We start from the raw sequence: 16,946 nt of genomic DNA on the forward strand, positions 1-16,946 counted from the left end.
ATTCAATAGTGAAGAAATGAAAAAACAAATGAGTTTTTCTACAAAAGGAAACAGGGCTGATTTAGGTTCGTTAGCCATACAACGAATGTTACCCAACCGGCATACCAATATAGTTGGTCCATTTGTATTTCTTGATTATGTTGTTCCTGCTATTAAAGAAACGATTAACAAAAATGGCATGGGAGCACACCCGCACAGGGGCATTGCTACATTAACCTATATTTTGCAAGGCGAAGTGGAACATACTGATAGTGCTGGCAACAACGGTAAAATTTATTCAGGGGGTGCACAATGGATGAAAGCGGGCAATGGAATCATTCACGACGAAAATTTTAATTACGATAGCCAAACCGATAGTAAATACATTCACGGTTTTCAGTTTTGGATAAATCTGCCTGCAAAAAATAAGGCTGAAAAACCTGCACACATCTCTGTTCAAGCCAATGAAGTGCCTCAAAAAATTTTGCCGGATAAAAGCGGCTGGCTCAAAGTTCTTGTTGGCAATTATGAAGAATTAAATTCAAAAATCCCGAATTACTCCAGGCTGTTTTTGTATCATATACATTTGGAAGCAGGCAAACAGTTTTTGATACAAATGGAAAATAAACTTGAAGTAGCCGCTTTCTTAATCACAGACAATGTGATGCTAAATGAAACAACATTTCAAAAGAACGAATTTGTGGAATTTGATAGAAACGCGGGTGAAATTGAAATAAAAAGTACTTCCGAAGGTTCTGCTGACATTATACTATTTGGTGGCGAAGAATATACAGATCCTATTGTGGCAGAAGGCCCCTTTGTAATGAACAACCAGGCGGAAATTATAGATGCCTACCGTGATTTTTATGCTGGGAAATATGGAAAAATTATTCAGGCAACTAAAATTTGAAAATAAACATTATGGAAAAAGCAATGAATAAAGTAGCACTGGTAACTGGTGCAGCAACCGGGATTGGTCGCGCGATTGCCATTCGTTTGGCAAAAGACGGAATTGCGGTAGCCGTTAACTATGTGGGCAATTCGAAAGAAGCTGATGAAGTAGTGAATGAAATCAAAAATGCTGGCGGCACTGCAGCAGGCTTTCAGGCAGATGTGAGTGTAGTGGAAGAAATCGATAAACTTTTTAATGCCGTAAGTGCAAAATTTGGCGGAATTGATATTGTAGTGGCCAATGCGGGAATTGCTGTAATGGGTATTCCCATTATTGATGTTACAGAAGCAGACTTCGACCGCATCAATGCTGTAAACTATAAAGGAACCTATTTTGTATTGCAACAAGCAGCCAAACACGTTAGGGATGGTGGACGCATTATTCAAATATCTTCAACGAGTTCACTTTATCCTGCAGCAGGACTCGGAATTTATGCACCAAGTAAGGCTGCAGGTAAAGTGATTACCGAAATCCTGGCACAAGAACTTGGGCATCGTAAAATATCAGTCAACAGCGTTTTTCCAGGACCAACAACGACACCTCTATTACAAAAGGAGATTTCAAAGGAAGAAATGGAAAGAATCAGCCAAAATATGAACTTAGGAAGAATGGGAGAGCCTGAAGACATAGCGGGTGTAGTTGCATTCTTAGCCGGCCCTGAAGGGGCCTGGATAAATGGACAACAAATAATTGTAAATGGAGGTGGTAGAATATAACTTGTATCAAGTCTTTAACGCGCTTACATTTTCCAGGAATTTCAGAATTCTTTCAATTGATTTATCTAAATTAGGTGAGATTTTTTTTCATCTAACATAAACAGAGCATATATGAACAAACTAATTCTGGAAACTCAGATTAGTATAGACGGCTTTATAGCAGATAAAAATGGTGGCACAGATTGGATGATTTGGAACTGGGGGCCAGAATGGAATTGGGATGAAGATTTACAATTGTATCACACTAATCTGAATAAATCCGCCAGCACAATTATCATCAGCGGCCAAATGGCAAAAGAAGGTTTTAACGCGCATTGGCATAATGCTGCTTCTAATCAAAATGATAAGCGGTACGATTTTGCCCATCATATTCATAATGCATCTAAGTATGTAATTTCAGCTACTTTAACTAAAGATGTTGAAATACCAGGAGGATGGCATAAGACCGATATTTTAAATGGTGATTTAAAGGATGCCATTACAACATTGAAAAAATCTGAAGCTGGTAATATAATTGTCTATGGAGGTGCAACACTTGTTTCTAACCTGATAAATGAAGATTTGATTGATGAGTACCATTTAATGGTGAATCCTGTTGCTATAGGAAGCGGCTTATCCATTTTTCAAAAACCGAAGCATTTAAAACTGATAAAATCTACTTCATTTACATGTGGAGTTATTGTCAATCAGTATTGTAAATGATTTTGCAACGCGCAGGGAAAGAAAAGAGCCAAATAGCAGATTCCTGTAGGCTCCCAAAATACATTGAAATACTTAGATAACGATGTTTTTGATAACATGCAGGTAAGTTTTGCTGATCCTATGGATATCATTGTTTTGCATAATTACCTGGTAACCGCCTGCGTCCCTGATCACTTCCCTGATGTAATTGACGTTAATAATGGAAGAACGGTGTATCCTGGAAAAAATGACGGGATTTAGTTTCTGTTCTAATGCACTGATGCCATAGTTACTAAGGTAGCTCTTATTGTCTTTTGTACACAACCTGGTGTAGTCGCCTTCTGCTTCAAAATATACAATATCATTTGTTGATAAGCTAATCAGCTTGTTGCCTTTTTGTACAAATACCTTTTCAGGATAAAGTGCCTGGCTTAACTGTAATTTGTCACTTAATGATTTAATATTTTCCAGGTTCCAGTTTGTATTAAGTAAGACTTTATTTACTGCCAGGTTAAACCGTTCTTTAGTATACGGTTTCAGCAGGTAGTCAATAGCATTGCTTTCAAATGCTTTCAGTGCATAGTTGTCATGGGCTGTTGAAAAAATAACCTGTGGTATATGGACAATCTTTTGTAATACCTGGAAACCATTGGCACTGGGCATTTGTATATCCAGGAAAACCAGATCGGGTTCAAGGGTATTAATGGCCGAAATAGCTTCCAGCCCATTTCTGCATTCTGCAATTACTTCCAGATCTTTGAAGTCTTCGAGATACTGGTTTAGCAGTATACGGGCATCTACCTCATCATCACAAATAATCACTTTTCTTTTGAGCATATATTTACACAATAGGTATTGCGAATGAAATTTTCAGACCACTTGGCTTGTTTTTTTCAATCAGCAATGTTTCGTTATACAATTTTTCTATACGCTGACTCGTATTTCTTAGGCCAATTCCTTTGGTGAATATTTTCTTATTCAGTTCTTCCGGGTATCCAACGCCGGTATCACATATGGATATCTGCATTTTCTGATGATGTTTGTTGATATCAATACTGATATGACCACCGTTAATACTTGGGGCAATACCATGTTTAATAGCATTTTCAATAATGGGCTGTAACAACATGGGTGGAACAAAAACATTCCGTAAAGAATCGTCCACCGTACAACTAAAGGTAAGCCTGTCTTTAAATCTTTCCTTCTCCAGTTCCATATACGTTACAATGAAATCCAGTTCACGGTGGAGAAAAATCCATTCTTCCTCACTGGCCTGAAGACCATAACGAAAGGTGTCGGCCAATCTGGCGATCAATACCCGTGTTTTTTCCAGCTGAATGGGAACAGATGCACTGATGGAATTCAGGGTGTTAAACAGAAAATGAGGCTGTATCTGTGCTTTTAAAGCACTTATTTCAGACTGATATGCAATACTCATCAATAGTTTCTCCTTTTCCTTGTGTTTCTCACTTTGTGTCCAGTAATCATACATATGGAAAATGGCGAACTGTAAGAAATAGAATAAACTGGGAATATAAATATCCCAGATGATGGAAGAACCATAAAGGTAGTTCCAGTGCAAAAGCTTTAATATAGCATGGTTAGAGTAGAACCATATTGCAACAAATGCAGGCCAGGTAATGAAGTGTATGGCAAGTTTGAATTTAATAGATTTTTGTGCCAGCAGCCTGAAAAAAAGATACCAGAAAGGTAGGGTGATAATGGCCTTCCCCAGGTAATCAACAATCATTTCCTTCCACATATTTGTGCCGTCCATATAATAGGCAAACCAGTACAAAAGGCCGAAAAAAGTATAAAAGGTCAATATGGCGAGTAGTTGCCAATACTTAATATTCCAGAAGATGGATCTATGCCAGATTGGGTGCCCCAAACTCATATAATAAATATCTAAATAAAATTTAAGACCTCCAAGATATAATATCAATGGCAATCCCGATGATCGTTCGGCGACGATTTGGGCAGTTCGGCGATTCCCTTCATGTAATCGTATCGTTTAAAATGATCTTTACTCATTACCGGTATTCAACCATCATAATGATTTTAATTTAACAATTATGTACCTAAGAATCAAAGTATTAATGCTGATAATTATATTGGCCCTGATAGGCAAAGTAAGTGGACAGCCCGTCAGTAACCGCATAACAGGCTCTGTGATTGATGAAAATAGTAATCCCATTCCCTTCGCTGTTTTACAACTTTATAAAGAGCATGATACAGTACCGGTAAAAGGAGTGATCGCCAGTGAAAGAGGGATTTTTGAACTTGTAAATGTACCAGCGGGCAGATATACCCTGCGCGCCTCTGGTATGGGGCAGAAGCCATTCAATACCCCTGGTTTTGAAATAAAGGATACCGGCACAGTAACTTTTAACAGCTTATTGTTGCAGCCTTCCGGGAAACAGCTGACAGAAGTAGTGGTAAAAGGACGCAAACCGGTGGTAGAACAAAAAATAGACATGACAGTGATCAATGTACAGGGAAGTGTATTGGCTGAGGCCAATAATTCACTGGAAGTTATCCAGCTGGCGCCGGGGGTAAAGATCTCAGACAATGAAGACCAGATTACCATGAATGGAAAAGAGGGCGTGGATGTGATGATTAACGGAAAGCTCTCGAAATTATCAGGAAGAGACCTGGTAAAATTTCTTAAATCCATGCGAAGCAATACTTTGCAGTCTGTCGAGGTAATCAGTAACCCTTCTTCCCGTTATGATGTTAGCGGGAACAGGGGTATACTGAATATTAAAATGAAAAAAGTACAGATGGAAGGCGTGAACGGCAGTGTAAATACGGAGTTGAGCCAGGGAGAGCATACACGTGGTGATGTAGGGGGAGAAATAAACTATGCCAGAAACAATTTTAATGTGTATGGATACCTGGGATATCATTTCGGGAAATACAGGACTACCTATATACAGGACCGCCAGGTGAGTATGGACAGAAAGGCTAAAACATTTAATCAGCAAAATAATGCAGTAGACCAATGGAGTGATCCGGTGGTGAGAGTTGGTGCTGATTATAATATTGACAAATTCAGTTCTGTTGGCATAGTGGTAGAACTGGAACATAGTCATAACAAAAAGAGATATGATACCTATAACACGATACAACCTTTTGGCAGCAGCTCAACGGACAGTACCATATATACTGGCAGTTATGCTCCCAATGTGCGCAAATGGAATACTTACAACCTGAATTATCATTATACAGATACATCGGGTACAGCATTTAATGTCGATATTGATAATTCTTTTTATGGGTATAATGTAGATAATTATCTGTCAAACCGTACGCTCACCAGGCGCGAAGATTCCAGTCTTTTTTATACCAATACTAAAATTAATATCCTGACTTTTAAAGCAGACTACTCCAGGGAGTTTGCCAGTAATATTAAACTGGAAGCCGGCATAAAGTTTTCGCTGGTTACCAGCAGAAATCAATTTTCGACAAGTAATACCAGGGAGGGCATATATCAGCCGGACAGCAGTCGTACCAACAATTTTAAGTACGACGAAAATGTGAATGCAGGTTACTTAAATATAGGCAAACAGATTGGGAAATGGGGACTACAGTTGGGGGTACGGGTGGAACAAAGCAATGTGAAAGGAATCTATAGAGATTTATCGGATAAACAAACGGTGAAACCCGATTCTACTTATTTGAATATTTTGCCAACTGCATTTTTAAGTTATTTGCCCCATGAAGACCATGCTTTCCGACTGTCTTTCAGTCAGAGGATCAAGCGTCCGGACTATGAAAGTCTGCAGCCGGTATTTTATCAACTGGATGCCTATTCCTATTTTGTAGGAAATCCTTATTTGAAACCACAAAAGAATTCCACCGCAGAATTTTCTTATACCTATAAGAGTAAAGTAACTTTTACTGCCTCCTATACCAGGACAACGGATTATTTTAATCCACTTGTGTACCAGATTGGCCAGGTTATCTATCAAACAGAACAGAATACCGGTAACATGGACAGCTGGAACTTCACCGCGAATTATCCCTTTTCAATTACAAAATGGTGGAGCTGCCGCAACATGGTAACAGTCTTTTATAATTCTTATAAAGGTCAATTACTGCAGGGATATCTGAATAACGGGCAATGGAGTGGTGGTTTTACAACAACTCAACGGTTTATTTTACCAGAAAAATTTATACTACAGATTACTGCCAGGTATAATTTGCCGGTTCAGCGCCTGATTTATTATGAAGAAACTTATGGTAGTGTGGGATTCTCTGTTAATAAAAAAATGATGGGTGGTAAGGGTATGCTTCGTGTAGGTTGCAGTGACCTTTTCCATACCATGAACAAAAATACGACTGTTGATTTCGGCGATCTGAAATATACACAGAACAATAAGTGGGAAAGCCGCTCTGCATTTATTGAAATGAGCTACAGATTTGGTAATACCAGGATAAAACAGCCTAAGGAAAGAGAAACAGGCAATACCGATGAAAGAGAGCGGGCAGGAAAATAACACAATAATATTTATGCCCTCAAAGGTAGGACCTTGAGGGCATATGCTGAATTTTTGCGGGGTGCCAGTCAATTTTTTCATTTCGGGCATTGCCCCCATGTGTCGTAATATGCTTGTGTGCTTAAAAGTATCCTGATATCATCAGGTTTGAACCCAAAGCCTCAATACTGGCCTTAATCATGGGTGCAGAGGCCGCCAATCCTGTATTGATGAGTATAATAGTAGGCTATTTTTCACAAACATATTGTATGTGTTGTGGATGAAGTCCAATGTACGACATGAACTCCCATTCCGGACAATACTGATTCCTTTAGTTTATTGTAAAAAATTATTCAAGTAGGTCAGGATTGTTGTCGTCTGCTTCATCAGGCTGACATGTCCTTGCCCAGGAACAATGGCCAATTGTGATTTTGGCATTGCGCCAAAATCTGCAGTAACAGCGCCTCCTAATAATTTATAGGTTTTTATCAATTCAATTTTATCCAGGCCATCATTGTCACCGGCTATGATCAATACCGGTGCAGCAATTTTCGAAATATTGGAGTCACCCAGGTCGAATGGCGTCGCACCTGAAGCAATCATCTGCTCTAAGAACTTTGTCCATTTTGTTTTATCAGGTGCTACCGCATCGTATGCGGCTTTCATAGGCGTGTTCGTAAAAAGCTCAGGCTTCATATTTTTAAACGCATTGATTACCTCGGGTTCCCAACCGCTACTCTTATAAGAAGAAGAAATGATAACTAATTTTTTTAGCCGTTTCGGGCTTTGAATAGCGAACTGGTAAGCCACTTTGCCGCCAAAACTATATCCTATTATATCCGCACTGTCAATTTTCAGATAATCCATTACTCCTTCCACATCACTAGCCAGGGTACCAAGCGATAATTTTCTGTCTGAAAACGGTGTATGTCCATGCCCCTGCAGTTCAATAGCAATTACTTTTCCTGATTTTGATAGCTCAGGGATTAGCTGGCCCCAGTTCAAATCTATTGTCATATAGGCACCATGTAATAAAACGATAGGCTGACCCTCGCCATACACCTCGTAATAAACTTTGATGCCATTGACAGGTGCATAGCCATTTTCAGAAGGCTTGATGTGTTGTCCGTAAGATTGAGATGCTGTAAACATAACGATTGAAATTAGTAATATTAATTGAAGGAGATCACGTGTTTTGAATAGATTTATTGACAATACAAAGATGGATTTCTTTGCAGGATTTAATGCAGTGTGGAAACGACAATTTAGGGGTTATTTCCGCCTAAATAGAGGATGCGCTGTGATTCACTTCTTCCATCAATAATTTGTTGCAGAGCCAGCCGTTCCGGATTGATAGTAAAAGCATTTTTGGAAATTTTTCTTTTTGTTCCCGCGGTGCTGGTCATAGTACAGGTATCGTGTATTTTATAACTATTTCCCATTTCATAGGCCGGCTGATCGGTTTATGATAGCTCCCTGTCTCCTATATAATTGGAACCTTTGTATTAAACCTTATTTACTTCAAAAGTGATCAGTCCCGAAGCCGCTTCATACTGTATGCAATGACATTGGCTACTTTGACAATGATAATTTTTACTGCAGTTTGTGTCTATCAGTTTAGTCCGTCTTTCTATTTTATGTTTACGTTTGAAATGGGGATATATTTCTTTTGCTGGCTTTTGTTGGGTGCAATAATACAAAGTATGGGATTCCATTTAATGTCGAGGCAATGAAAAAGGGAAAGAACAAGGGCATTTCGACCCTATAAATAATTGACAATTAATTTATAGGGCAAGGAGTAAAAAATGGGCAAAATTCTTCGAACTAAAAAAGCCTTCAAATCTAACGACTTGAAGGCTCTTTACATTTTCAGCGGGGCGAAGGTTACAACTTTCGACACTTCTTGCTAAAGATTTGGGAAGAATTATGCAGTTTATTGAGAAATATTGTAAGAAATGACCATAATGCGCTACCCGAATTTTAGGCCCGGTATTGACTAGAAAAGGCCGATTAATGAGGTCCTCCGTTTTTTCTGGTTAAATTATAACCCTATGGACGATTCTTTGTTATCCAATCGATAATTTCTTTGATCTTCTCGGCTATTAACTCCTTAATGGGGTTAAAAGGGCTGCCATCGAAATACTGTGCAGGTCTTCCTTCCCCGGTAGGGCTGCCATGATCCACTTCAATTGATTCCCGCCATCTCTCTGCATGGGTCCTCCATTCCTCCTGGTCAACCAAGCCGGGCTCCGTGAACCAAACATTCCAGGACAGTACATTGCCTAACTGTAACATGTTGCCGGAAGCCAGGTTGAACAGGTCTAGGACCAGTTGGTTAAAGGCATCGACACGCGCGTTATTTGTCTTTTCGATTGGGCCGATCTGCACTTCCACATTTCCTACTCCCCATGCTTCCGGGTGCTTTGCAAAGTCCGGACTTACAAATGACGCAGATTCGCCTTTACGTACCAGAAAGATGGGCTGATCAGGGGCTTGAGGCTTGTGGGTGGTAACTCTGATTGCGTTTGCTTTGTCTGAAGGAAAGGGCAGATTGCTGTTGCGAAACATAGGCCCTGACATCTGAACGAGTTGGCTTCGGTTCGCAGTCGGACTAAACCAAATCTTACCTACAACGGTCATATCAGCTGCAAGATTGTTCTCCCTGTCAGACTCGTCAACCCATCCCCCTTGTCCGGTAACGGTAACTTCTATATTCATAGTACCTATGCCGGGAATCCAGATACCTTGCTGTGGACATATAATGGAATATACCCTTCCAGAATTGTCGTAGCCGATCCTGGAAATGTCGGGAGAAAACATCACAAAACACCTCTTGGGATCAGGTTGCCCTTTTCGGGCCTCCCAGCTAAACTCGGGCCACTCCACTCTCTGCTGGCGTTCGAGTAAATGAATGTTGTCCATGTTATCTAACATGGGCAACGATGAAAGGTCTGGGTCTGGATAGGCAAATTGAGGATTTGACTGGGCGAATCCGCCTACCCATCCCGGAGGAATGTTCGAATACTGATTGGAAGCCATAGAATTTTTGATTATTTTTTTTGAAATTGGGGTTTATCTATCTTATGATAAACCGGGGAATAAATGCTAGCCTATTACAAAAGCAACCTGTCAATTGTTCTGTGACTTTTTGAAAAAAAAGAATCATGATAATTTAACCCGCCTTCATCTTTCCGGCCCCTGTCACGAAATGTTTCTTTATTGAAAAGGGTGTATTTAAAGGAAACGAGTATTGCGCCGAAGAATTATGAGAAATTGAGACCAGCATAGCTAACCTGGATCAGGTTCCAGACATTAAAAAAGCAGTTCTGCATAAACAGAACTGCTCTGTATATAAACCTTTGAATATGTAAAATGATGTCAGCGGCTTATTGTACCTGAATGGTTGGATCCCAGTAGAAGTAGCCATAAAGCACCTGGTTCTCCCCGATTTCATCCAGCTCATATAGAGCAAGATATATGGTGAAGCTTTCTGTACCTTTATTTCTTATCTTAGAATCAAATGAATAAAATGTCAGGGAGTCAGTTGCTGCCGGAACACCATTGGGTGATGAAGGCACCACTGAACCAGTCCTGGTGATCGCATTTGTCAGAAAAGGGTTAAATACATTAACTGAGTCGTTGGCCTTTATTTTATAGACAATAACAGCATTTTCTGAATTACCGGAAATAGTGGTCGCCCTGAAAGAAACGGAGTCTTGCAAATTTGCCTTGAAGGTAATATTCCCCGGGCCAGGTTCCGCCACAAAGTGGTCATAAGGGCATCGCATTGTGACACCCTGGTTGTAATGAATAGGCTGGGGTTTTTCCGGGTCCTGACTTGGATTGGGATTGAGTGACTTAATCTGTTCAACGTCAACGATCGTTAATACACTGATGTTGTTAGCTACCGATCTTTGAGCAGTTCTTGAATGGTTGGGAGCTTGCGCTGTGTTTGACATACGATGTGGTGTTAAAGTTTTACCTACTCTGTTCTGGCTTTTCGGTATCCGCCATAGATTGTATATATGTATATCAGAAAAAAATGCTGATCATCTCCGGAAAGAGAAGCCAAATGTGAGTAGATAACACCCGGAATGAGATGATATTGGTCAGTTACTGCCCTTTTAAGTGGTGCATTAATGTTATGGTATTTGTGGTTAGGAACCGGTTATTTGAGCTCGTAAGTTTTTACGCTATTGGATAACAGCGCTTAATTGGATTTTGTTCATGGATGGGAAATAATATCAAAAAAGGAATTTTCTAATAGAAAATGTAATAGCTCTTTATTAGTATCTTGTTGGCATGCTTAGATTTTTATCTATGGTGTTTGCGTTTTAAGAATGTCGCTCCTGGTCGCAAAGTGTTTTGTTATTGGCCTGGGTATTTTCCAGCGTTGTTTTAAAGGTCTGATACTGGCGGTTGCCCAATCCCAGACAATCTGCCCTCTAAGGATACTTTCTTGCGTTCTTACTATCACAGACGTAAACGGTTGTGGAGTTCGTGCATTTAATGATCTCAAAAAAAGGGAAACACTAATAAGCACCATTTCATGTTTGGGCAGATTACGGGGGGAGGGATAAATTATCTGGTATGACATGCCTGTGAGTAAATCTTCTTCCTTTCGGAATGCATTTGAAAGCTGTTTCGGTTTCCAAGAACCAATTACTTTAACCTTTGATGAGATAAGGGATTACGATCAACTGCTCACTATACTTATATCGCAAAACACACCTTTTTGAATTTATATTATGACAAGCATATTGAAGCTGCCATATGGAAATTGCCGGGGCAATCTAATCTGGATGCTACCGCACCAGTTAGTAAAGCATAAAGTATCCATTTGTACATCTCTAGTTCGGTAGGTTGAAACCCATCTGCAAAGCTTGATATAAATTTATTGTAACGGATATAGAAAAACTTGAGAAAGGATTTCGCAGGAGTGAAATAAATGAAATCATAACAAGTAAGCACCCTCGGGGGAGTGATCTAAATCCTGGCAATTTAACCCAAACATTGACTTCTATAGCCTCTTTACAAGTACGAGCAGGAATAACGCCGATTATTGTTGATTATGATTCGAGCAATAAAAGAGTAAATATAGTAGACAAGGGTTTTATTATATGGTTACACAATCAAGATTTAGAGGAATTGCTTGAAAATGCTGGTTTACCTGCAAAAAATTTGTAATGATGTTGATCTAATGTCTGTATAAAAAACACAAATGTTTTTTCTCAATTATTCCACTTTTTTTCTGTAATTGAGAGGTGCAGATTACAACACTCTCGACACTTTGGGGAGCCATTTAACCTACGCATATGCCATCGAGCAAGTGCAAATTTTCTACTTACATCTTTATAAAAAGATAAAGAGCCAAATGGAAATATTTGATTCCATTTGGCTCTATTCGAAAAGTGCGGGGCGAAGGTTACAACTTTCGACACTTTTTGCTAAAGATTTGGACAAGATTATGCAGTTTGTTGCCAGATATTGCGAGAAAGAATGAGAATTTAAACTCAATATTGAAGGAAAGGGTTTTCTAAAATTATCGTAATTTGTAAATTGTTAATTATATATAATATATAAAATCTAACATTAGATATCTTAATAATTCATAAATGAGTAAAATAATTGTAAATAGGATAAAAAGTTATCTTGACAAAACGTTCAAGGGAAAAATTGATCTAACTGATATTTCGACTAAACCTAAAGATGAACAACAACGAAATTTTCTTTCTAGAGCTTTAGCTGCATATGCCTTAACTATGGAAGCTGGGGCAACTGTTGAAAGTGCAGGACAATCTGTAACTGACGGTTATGATGATAATGGGATTGACGCAATTTATTTTGATAGACCTGCAAGGACTCTTTGGTTAGTTCAATCAAAGTATATTGAAAATGGTGCAGGTGGTGTTGACAATGGAGATATTGAGAAATTTTCTAAAGGTGTAAAAAAACTCATTGACGGTGACTTTTCTAGGTTCAATGACAAAATAAAGGCAAAGCAAGATGAGATATTAGAAGCATTGGAAGATGCTACTGTAAAAATTCAAATATTATTTTCTTATACAGGAAAGCAACTTTCAACACACAACTGGGTATCAATTAATGATCTTCTGGAAGAACAAAATGACACTGAGGAAATTTTATTCTTCACAGATTTTAATATTGATAAAGTTTATAAAGGATTAGAAACAGGTATAGGTAACACACCTATAAATGAAGATGTAATGATTTCCAATTGGGGGCATATTGATGAGCCTTACAAATCCTACTACGGACAAATTACAGGAACAGACTTGGGCCTTCTATGGGAGAAATACGGAAGACGATTATTTACAGAAAATATTCGCAGTTTTCTAGGAACATCAACTGTGAATGAAGAAATTATTAAGACGGTTAAGTCAGAACCCAACAATTTTATATACTTCAACAATGGAATAACCATTCTATGTGATAGCATAAAAAAGAAGCCAATTGGCGGAAGCGATAAGACAATTGGAGCATTTACCTGCAATGGTATTGCTGTTGTAAATGGAGCACAGACACTTGGGGCAATTGGTTCACTATATAATTCAAAGACAGACGAGTTAAGTCGGGTAAAAGTTCTGGTTAAATTTATTTCTCTTGAAGAAAGTCCTGAAGGTTTCGGACCAAGAATAACTGTGGCCACCAACACCCAAAATAAGGTCGAAAAAAAGGACTTTGTATCCCTTGATACAGAACAGGCACGTCTTAAAATTGAGCTTAAACTTGATAATATTGACTATCATTATAAGAGAACGGATGAAAGAGTAATTCCCGATGTAAATAATTTTCTATTAGAGGAAGTTGCATTTAGCCTTGCTGCACTTTATGATAACGTTGATTATTCAACGATGGTTAAGAAAGAATCGGGCAAATTATGGGAAGATGTAACTAAACCGCCTTATACAGATTTGTTTAATCAAAACGTTTCTGCACAGAAAATAATTAAGGCATTAAACATATATAGATATGTTTCTGAGAAAATGAATGGAATGGCTTTGGCTACAGAAGGAAGGGAACGTAGCATATATCGTTATGGTAATGCCTTTGTAACGCATATTGTCTGTCAAAAAATGAATAAAGCTATTTGGGCTGACAGCAACACAAGCTTTGAAACTTTTTGCAAGAATGATTTGCCTGTAATGGTTGATGACTATATAGAACAACTTAAAAAAATTATTGAGGTCGAATATCCGGACTCAATGATAGTTTATACTCTTAGAAATTATACTAAATGCAGACATTTAAAAGCACTAATGAGATAGGTAATATTAATGATGATGCAGAGGTTGGTGTATTAGCCCAAGTACTAATCGCTTCTACACCTATTGGGTTAAACTCATCACTGATCTTCCAATAGATCAGGAACAATGAGGGATTCGAATTGTAATTGATTCATAACGAATAATGTACGGAAGTAGACTTATTGAAACGAAAAAAGAAACCCGCACTGAGTGCGGGTTTCTTTTTTCTTGCGGAGAGGAGGTTACAACTTTCGACACTTTTTGCCGCCGATTTAGCCAAGATTTCGCAGTTTATATCCAGATATTGCCAAAAAAGACCAGAATTTAAATTTAGGTAAAGAGCCAATCTTGATTGCAGCTCGTAACTGTTTTGCTATAATATGGCATCTGACTCTCGCTAATAGAATTACAAATGCCCAAAAATACTTACCTTAAATAGGTTAAATACAAAAAAGCACAATTTATATGGATACTTCAGAAATTAGAGGCATCGCCATCGATAGTGCAGAAAAATACTACCAATACCTAGAACAAAATAACAAAGGAATCCAGGAAGTCGAGGTATATGATATTGCAGCACAAAAGGAGAAAGATGTTTATAAACTGCGGCTGTCTGCCAAACTATTCGATATTGATGCAGTCTTTTTCAAACTCTATACCCAAAACCGCCTTTATACGACTGGAGAGATTAAAATTATAGAATATGATGCGGACAAGAATGTACTCTTGATAAAGCCGAAAGAGGACCTAATCGCTGCTTTCGAAAAGTTAGCTGCTAGGGATATTAAAGTTATTTCCGATTTGAAATTTCTGGTCGAACGCATCAAAAAATGGTACGAGATAAAAGGAGCTGAAGTAACCTTTCCCTCCAATCAATCAGTATTGCAAGATTCTTTTAGACACTTGCGTTATTTACCGGGTCTAGAGCCATCGGAGAAGCAAAAAAGTGCGTTGCAGCTTATTTTTCAATCTCCCTTTTCATATATATGGGGAGCACCCGGCACTGGTAAAACACAGTTCGTTTTGTCTTATGCTATTTTACATTACCTCTCCCATCGGAAACGGGTAGCTATTTTTGCACCCACCAATAACGCGATTGAGCAGGTATTGCGCGGAGTATTAAAAATGACGGATAAGGCGGGCATTGCGCGATCCAGAATATTGCGGCTTGGTGTTCCCTCTAGAAAGTTTGCTGAAGAATATCCAGAAGTTTGTGAGGAACGAGGAATTATGAAGAAATTGGAGGAGCTGGATAAACAAATTGCGCTATATAGAAAGATTATTGCCATTGCCCAAGAGAGGGATCGGTTAGAACAGGCACAAGACGGATTGTCAATTTTTTCAAGCTTTCCTTCCCTGGAAGAAAGACTCGCTGGGTTACGGCCAGAGCTGGAGAAAAGTAGAGAGGTATACTTATCAGTACAAACTGAAGTAAAACGAATTCGCAGTAACGTAGCGCAAGCCAATACAGATAAAGAAGCCGCACAACGCAAAATAAATTCTTTGAGTCATCGGGTCGGTAAGTGGTTCTCCAATAAGCTTACAGGACCAGAAACACAGTTGCAGAAGGCTGATCAAGTATTAATCGAGTTACATGTGAGACTGCAACATTGGATCCAAGAACTAAATGAAAAAGAAGGAGACTTTCAGGCAAAGAAAGAAGCAGTAGCTAACGAAGATCGTAAATGGAATCAAGTTGTCTCCCTTGTAAAAGAGCGATTTAGGATAACGGACGACTTACAAACACTTGTTGCAAATTGGCATGGAGAAAATTGGGCTGCTATGAAATCTAAACTGTATTCACAGATACAGACTGAACTGGAAAAGAACATAAACACTGAAGAAAAATACCAGGAGTATAAATCTCATCCGCTAGTAGACTTGCAACAACAATTGGAAAAATTGGAAACGACTCGCGAACGAATGGCTGCTTTTTCTACAGAAGAGAGGTTAAAGGAAGTGAGTGTAGTAGCCTGTACCCTTGATGGCTATGTTGGCCGATTTACCGAAACTAAATTACAGGCTGATCATGTTTTTATGGACGAGGCAGGATACGCCAACATTATTAAGGCTCTCACACTATTTAATATGCGAACCCCAGTTACTTTCTTGGGAGATCATATGCAACTACCCCCCGTGTGTGAGATAAATGACAGTGATATCAAACAAAATCCAGCCTATAGCAATATATTCTTATGGGCGCAGTCGGCAATTTTTCTGGAAGGTGTCTTTGCAAAGACAAGGGATGCTATGCTATTAGAATACCTAAACAATGCTCCAATGGTTGCCGCTCGTATGCAACAGGCAGACCTCATACATACCTTTCGGTTTGGCAAAAAACTGGCAGCCATTCTGGATACCCACGTATATGCGAATGGTTTTACATCTTCTCGTGAGGATGGAGACACAAAGGTATACTATGTTCATGCTCCAAAAATAGAACCATTTAAGAGTCGATTAAGCGCAGGGGAAGTTCAGGCGATCCGCACTATTGTAGAACATTTGCTGCCAGAAGAGGATTTTGTCATCTTAACGCCATATAAAAAGCAGGTACAGGCATTGGGCAAAGCACTACCCAAAGAACGCAATGAGTTGAAAATTTTAACGGTGCATGGCTCACAGGGGCGAGAATGGGATACTGTAATTCTCAGTGTTGTGGATACTGGGGACAAATGGTTCGTTGATTCGAAATCACCTCTTTCCAACGGTCTTAATCTGCTAAACACTGCAGTAAGCCGTCCTAAACATCGCTTGATCATTGTTTGTGACTACAGATATTGGCAAAGCCAAAATGGTCAGTTAGTATCGGATTTATTAGCAGTAGGAGAAAAGTTCCAATAAAAGCCATGACCTGTAAAATCGTTTTAAT

12 protein-coding genes are annotated in these 16,946 nt (G+C 38.9%); 6 read left to right on the top strand and 6 right to left on the bottom strand.

What is annotated here, in order from left to right; genetic code table 11:
* Nucleotides 1-16 precede the first annotated feature (16 nt).
* The 3 genes from KD145_RS09840 to KD145_RS09850 all read left to right on the top strand — a co-directional run bounded on the left by KD145_RS09840 (nt 17) and on the right by KD145_RS09850 (nt 2,349).
* Nucleotides 17-889: a pirin family protein gene (locus KD145_RS09840; protein ID WP_212005720.1), complete on the top strand. Its 873-nt coding sequence runs from the start codon at nt 17-19 to the stop codon at nt 887-889.
* A gap of 11 nt (nt 890-900) precedes the next feature.
* On the top strand, nt 901-1,647 hold the full coding sequence (locus KD145_RS09845) for a glucose 1-dehydrogenase (RefSeq protein ID WP_212005721.1): 747 nt from the start codon (nt 901-903) through the stop codon (nt 1,645-1,647).
* Between the two features lie 111 nt (nt 1,648-1,758).
* Nucleotides 1,759-2,349 carry a dihydrofolate reductase family protein gene (locus KD145_RS09850; protein WP_212005722.1) on the top strand — a complete coding sequence of 197 codons (591 nt, stop codon included), beginning with the start codon at nt 1,759-1,761 and terminating at the stop codon, nt 2,347-2,349.
* A 72-nt stretch (nt 2,350-2,421) separates the two neighbouring features.
* On the opposite strand, the gene KD145_RS09855 is transcribed toward KD145_RS09850, so the two are convergent.
* Nucleotides 2,422-3,165 carry a LytTR family DNA-binding domain-containing protein gene (locus KD145_RS09855; RefSeq protein ID WP_212005723.1) on the bottom strand — a complete coding sequence of 248 codons (744 nt, stop codon included), beginning with the start codon at nt 3,163-3,165 and terminating at the stop codon, nt 2,422-2,424.
* A 4-nt stretch (nt 3,166-3,169) separates the two neighbouring features.
* Complete coding sequence (locus KD145_RS09860) at nt 3,170-4,078, bottom strand: sensor histidine kinase (RefSeq protein WP_212005724.1); 909 nt, start codon at nt 4,076-4,078, stop codon at nt 3,170-3,172.
* Nucleotides 4,079-4,403: 325 nt separating this feature from the next.
* Between KD145_RS09860 and KD145_RS09865 the strand changes: the two genes are divergently transcribed.
* The gene (locus KD145_RS09865; RefSeq protein ID WP_212005725.1) at nt 4,404-6,830 is read left to right on the top strand and encodes an outer membrane beta-barrel family protein; all 2,427 of its coding nucleotides are present in this window, start codon (nt 4,404-4,406) and stop codon (nt 6,828-6,830) included.
* 315 nt (nt 6,831-7,145) lie between these two features.
* Here KD145_RS09865 and KD145_RS09870 read toward each other — a convergent pair whose 3' ends face one another.
* The 4 genes from KD145_RS09870 to KD145_RS09885 form a co-directional block, all read right to left on the bottom strand.
* Nucleotides 7,146-7,961: an alpha/beta fold hydrolase gene (locus KD145_RS09870; protein ID WP_212005726.1), complete on the bottom strand. Its 816-nt coding sequence runs from the start codon at nt 7,959-7,961 to the stop codon at nt 7,146-7,148.
* Nucleotides 7,962-8,074: 113 nt separating this feature from the next.
* A complete protein-coding gene (locus KD145_RS09875) occupies nt 8,075-8,215 on the bottom strand; it encodes a hypothetical protein (RefSeq protein ID WP_212005727.1) in 141 nt (46 codons plus the stop codon).
* A 643-nt stretch (nt 8,216-8,858) separates the two neighbouring features.
* Nucleotides 8,859-9,848 carry a hypothetical protein gene (locus KD145_RS09880; RefSeq protein ID WP_212005728.1) on the bottom strand — a complete coding sequence of 330 codons (990 nt, stop codon included), beginning with the start codon at nt 9,846-9,848 and terminating at the stop codon, nt 8,859-8,861.
* A 347-nt stretch (nt 9,849-10,195) separates the two neighbouring features.
* Complete coding sequence (locus KD145_RS09885; RefSeq protein WP_212005729.1) at nt 10,196-10,768, bottom strand: inclusion body family protein; 573 nt, start codon at nt 10,766-10,768, stop codon at nt 10,196-10,198.
* A gap of 1,656 nt (nt 10,769-12,424) precedes the next feature.
* Between KD145_RS09885 and KD145_RS09890 the strand changes: the two genes are divergently transcribed.
* Together KD145_RS09890 and KD145_RS09895 are read left to right on the top strand one after the other, a co-directional pair.
* Nucleotides 12,425-14,098 (top strand): AIPR family protein, encoded by a 1,674-nt coding sequence (locus tag KD145_RS09890; protein ID WP_212005730.1) that lies wholly within the window; start codon nt 12,425-12,427, stop codon nt 14,096-14,098.
* Nucleotides 14,099-14,542: 444 nt separating this feature from the next.
* Nucleotides 14,543-16,918 carry a DEAD/DEAH box helicase gene (locus KD145_RS09895; protein WP_212005731.1) on the top strand — a complete coding sequence of 792 codons (2,376 nt, stop codon included), beginning with the start codon at nt 14,543-14,545 and terminating at the stop codon, nt 16,916-16,918.
* Nucleotides 16,919-16,946 lie beyond the last annotated feature (28 nt).

The sequence above is a fragment of the Chitinophaga sp. HK235 genome, assembly GCF_018255755.1.
Classification (GTDB): domain Bacteria; phylum Bacteroidota; class Bacteroidia; order Chitinophagales; family Chitinophagaceae; genus Chitinophaga.

Bases quoted from the DNA above. Each gene is read 5' to 3' on its own strand.
- KD145_RS09840 (WP_212005720.1), top strand. From the start codon at position 17: ATGAAAAAACAAATGAGTTTTTCTACAAAAGGAAACAGGGCTGATTTA.
- KD145_RS09845 (WP_212005721.1), top strand. From the start codon at position 901: ATGGAAAAAGCAATGAATAAAGTAGCACTGGTAACTGGTGCAGCAACC.
- KD145_RS09850 (WP_212005722.1), top strand. From the start codon at position 1,759: ATGAACAAACTAATTCTGGAAACTCAGATTAGTATAGACGGCTTTATA.
- KD145_RS09855 (WP_212005723.1), bottom strand. From the start codon at position 3,165: ATGCTCAAAAGAAAAGTGATTATTTGTGATGATGAGGTAGATGCCCGT.
- KD145_RS09860 (WP_212005724.1), bottom strand. From the start codon at position 4,078: ATGATTGTTGATTACCTGGGGAAGGCCATTATCACCCTACCTTTCTGG.
- KD145_RS09865 (WP_212005725.1), top strand. From the start codon at position 4,404: ATGTACCTAAGAATCAAAGTATTAATGCTGATAATTATATTGGCCCTG.
- KD145_RS09870 (WP_212005726.1), bottom strand. From the start codon at position 7,961: ATGTTTACAGCATCTCAATCTTACGGACAACACATCAAGCCTTCTGAA.
- KD145_RS09875 (WP_212005727.1), bottom strand. From the start codon at position 8,215: ATGACCAGCACCGCGGGAACAAAAAGAAAAATTTCCAAAAATGCTTTT.
- KD145_RS09880 (WP_212005728.1), bottom strand. From the start codon at position 9,848: ATGGCTTCCAATCAGTATTCGAACATTCCTCCGGGATGGGTAGGCGGA.
- KD145_RS09885 (WP_212005729.1), bottom strand. From the start codon at position 10,768: ATGTCAAACACAGCGCAAGCTCCCAACCATTCAAGAACTGCTCAAAGA.
- KD145_RS09890 (WP_212005730.1), top strand. From the start codon at position 12,425: ATGAGTAAAATAATTGTAAATAGGATAAAAAGTTATCTTGACAAAACG.
- KD145_RS09895 (WP_212005731.1), top strand. From the start codon at position 14,543: ATGGATACTTCAGAAATTAGAGGCATCGCCATCGATAGTGCAGAAAAA.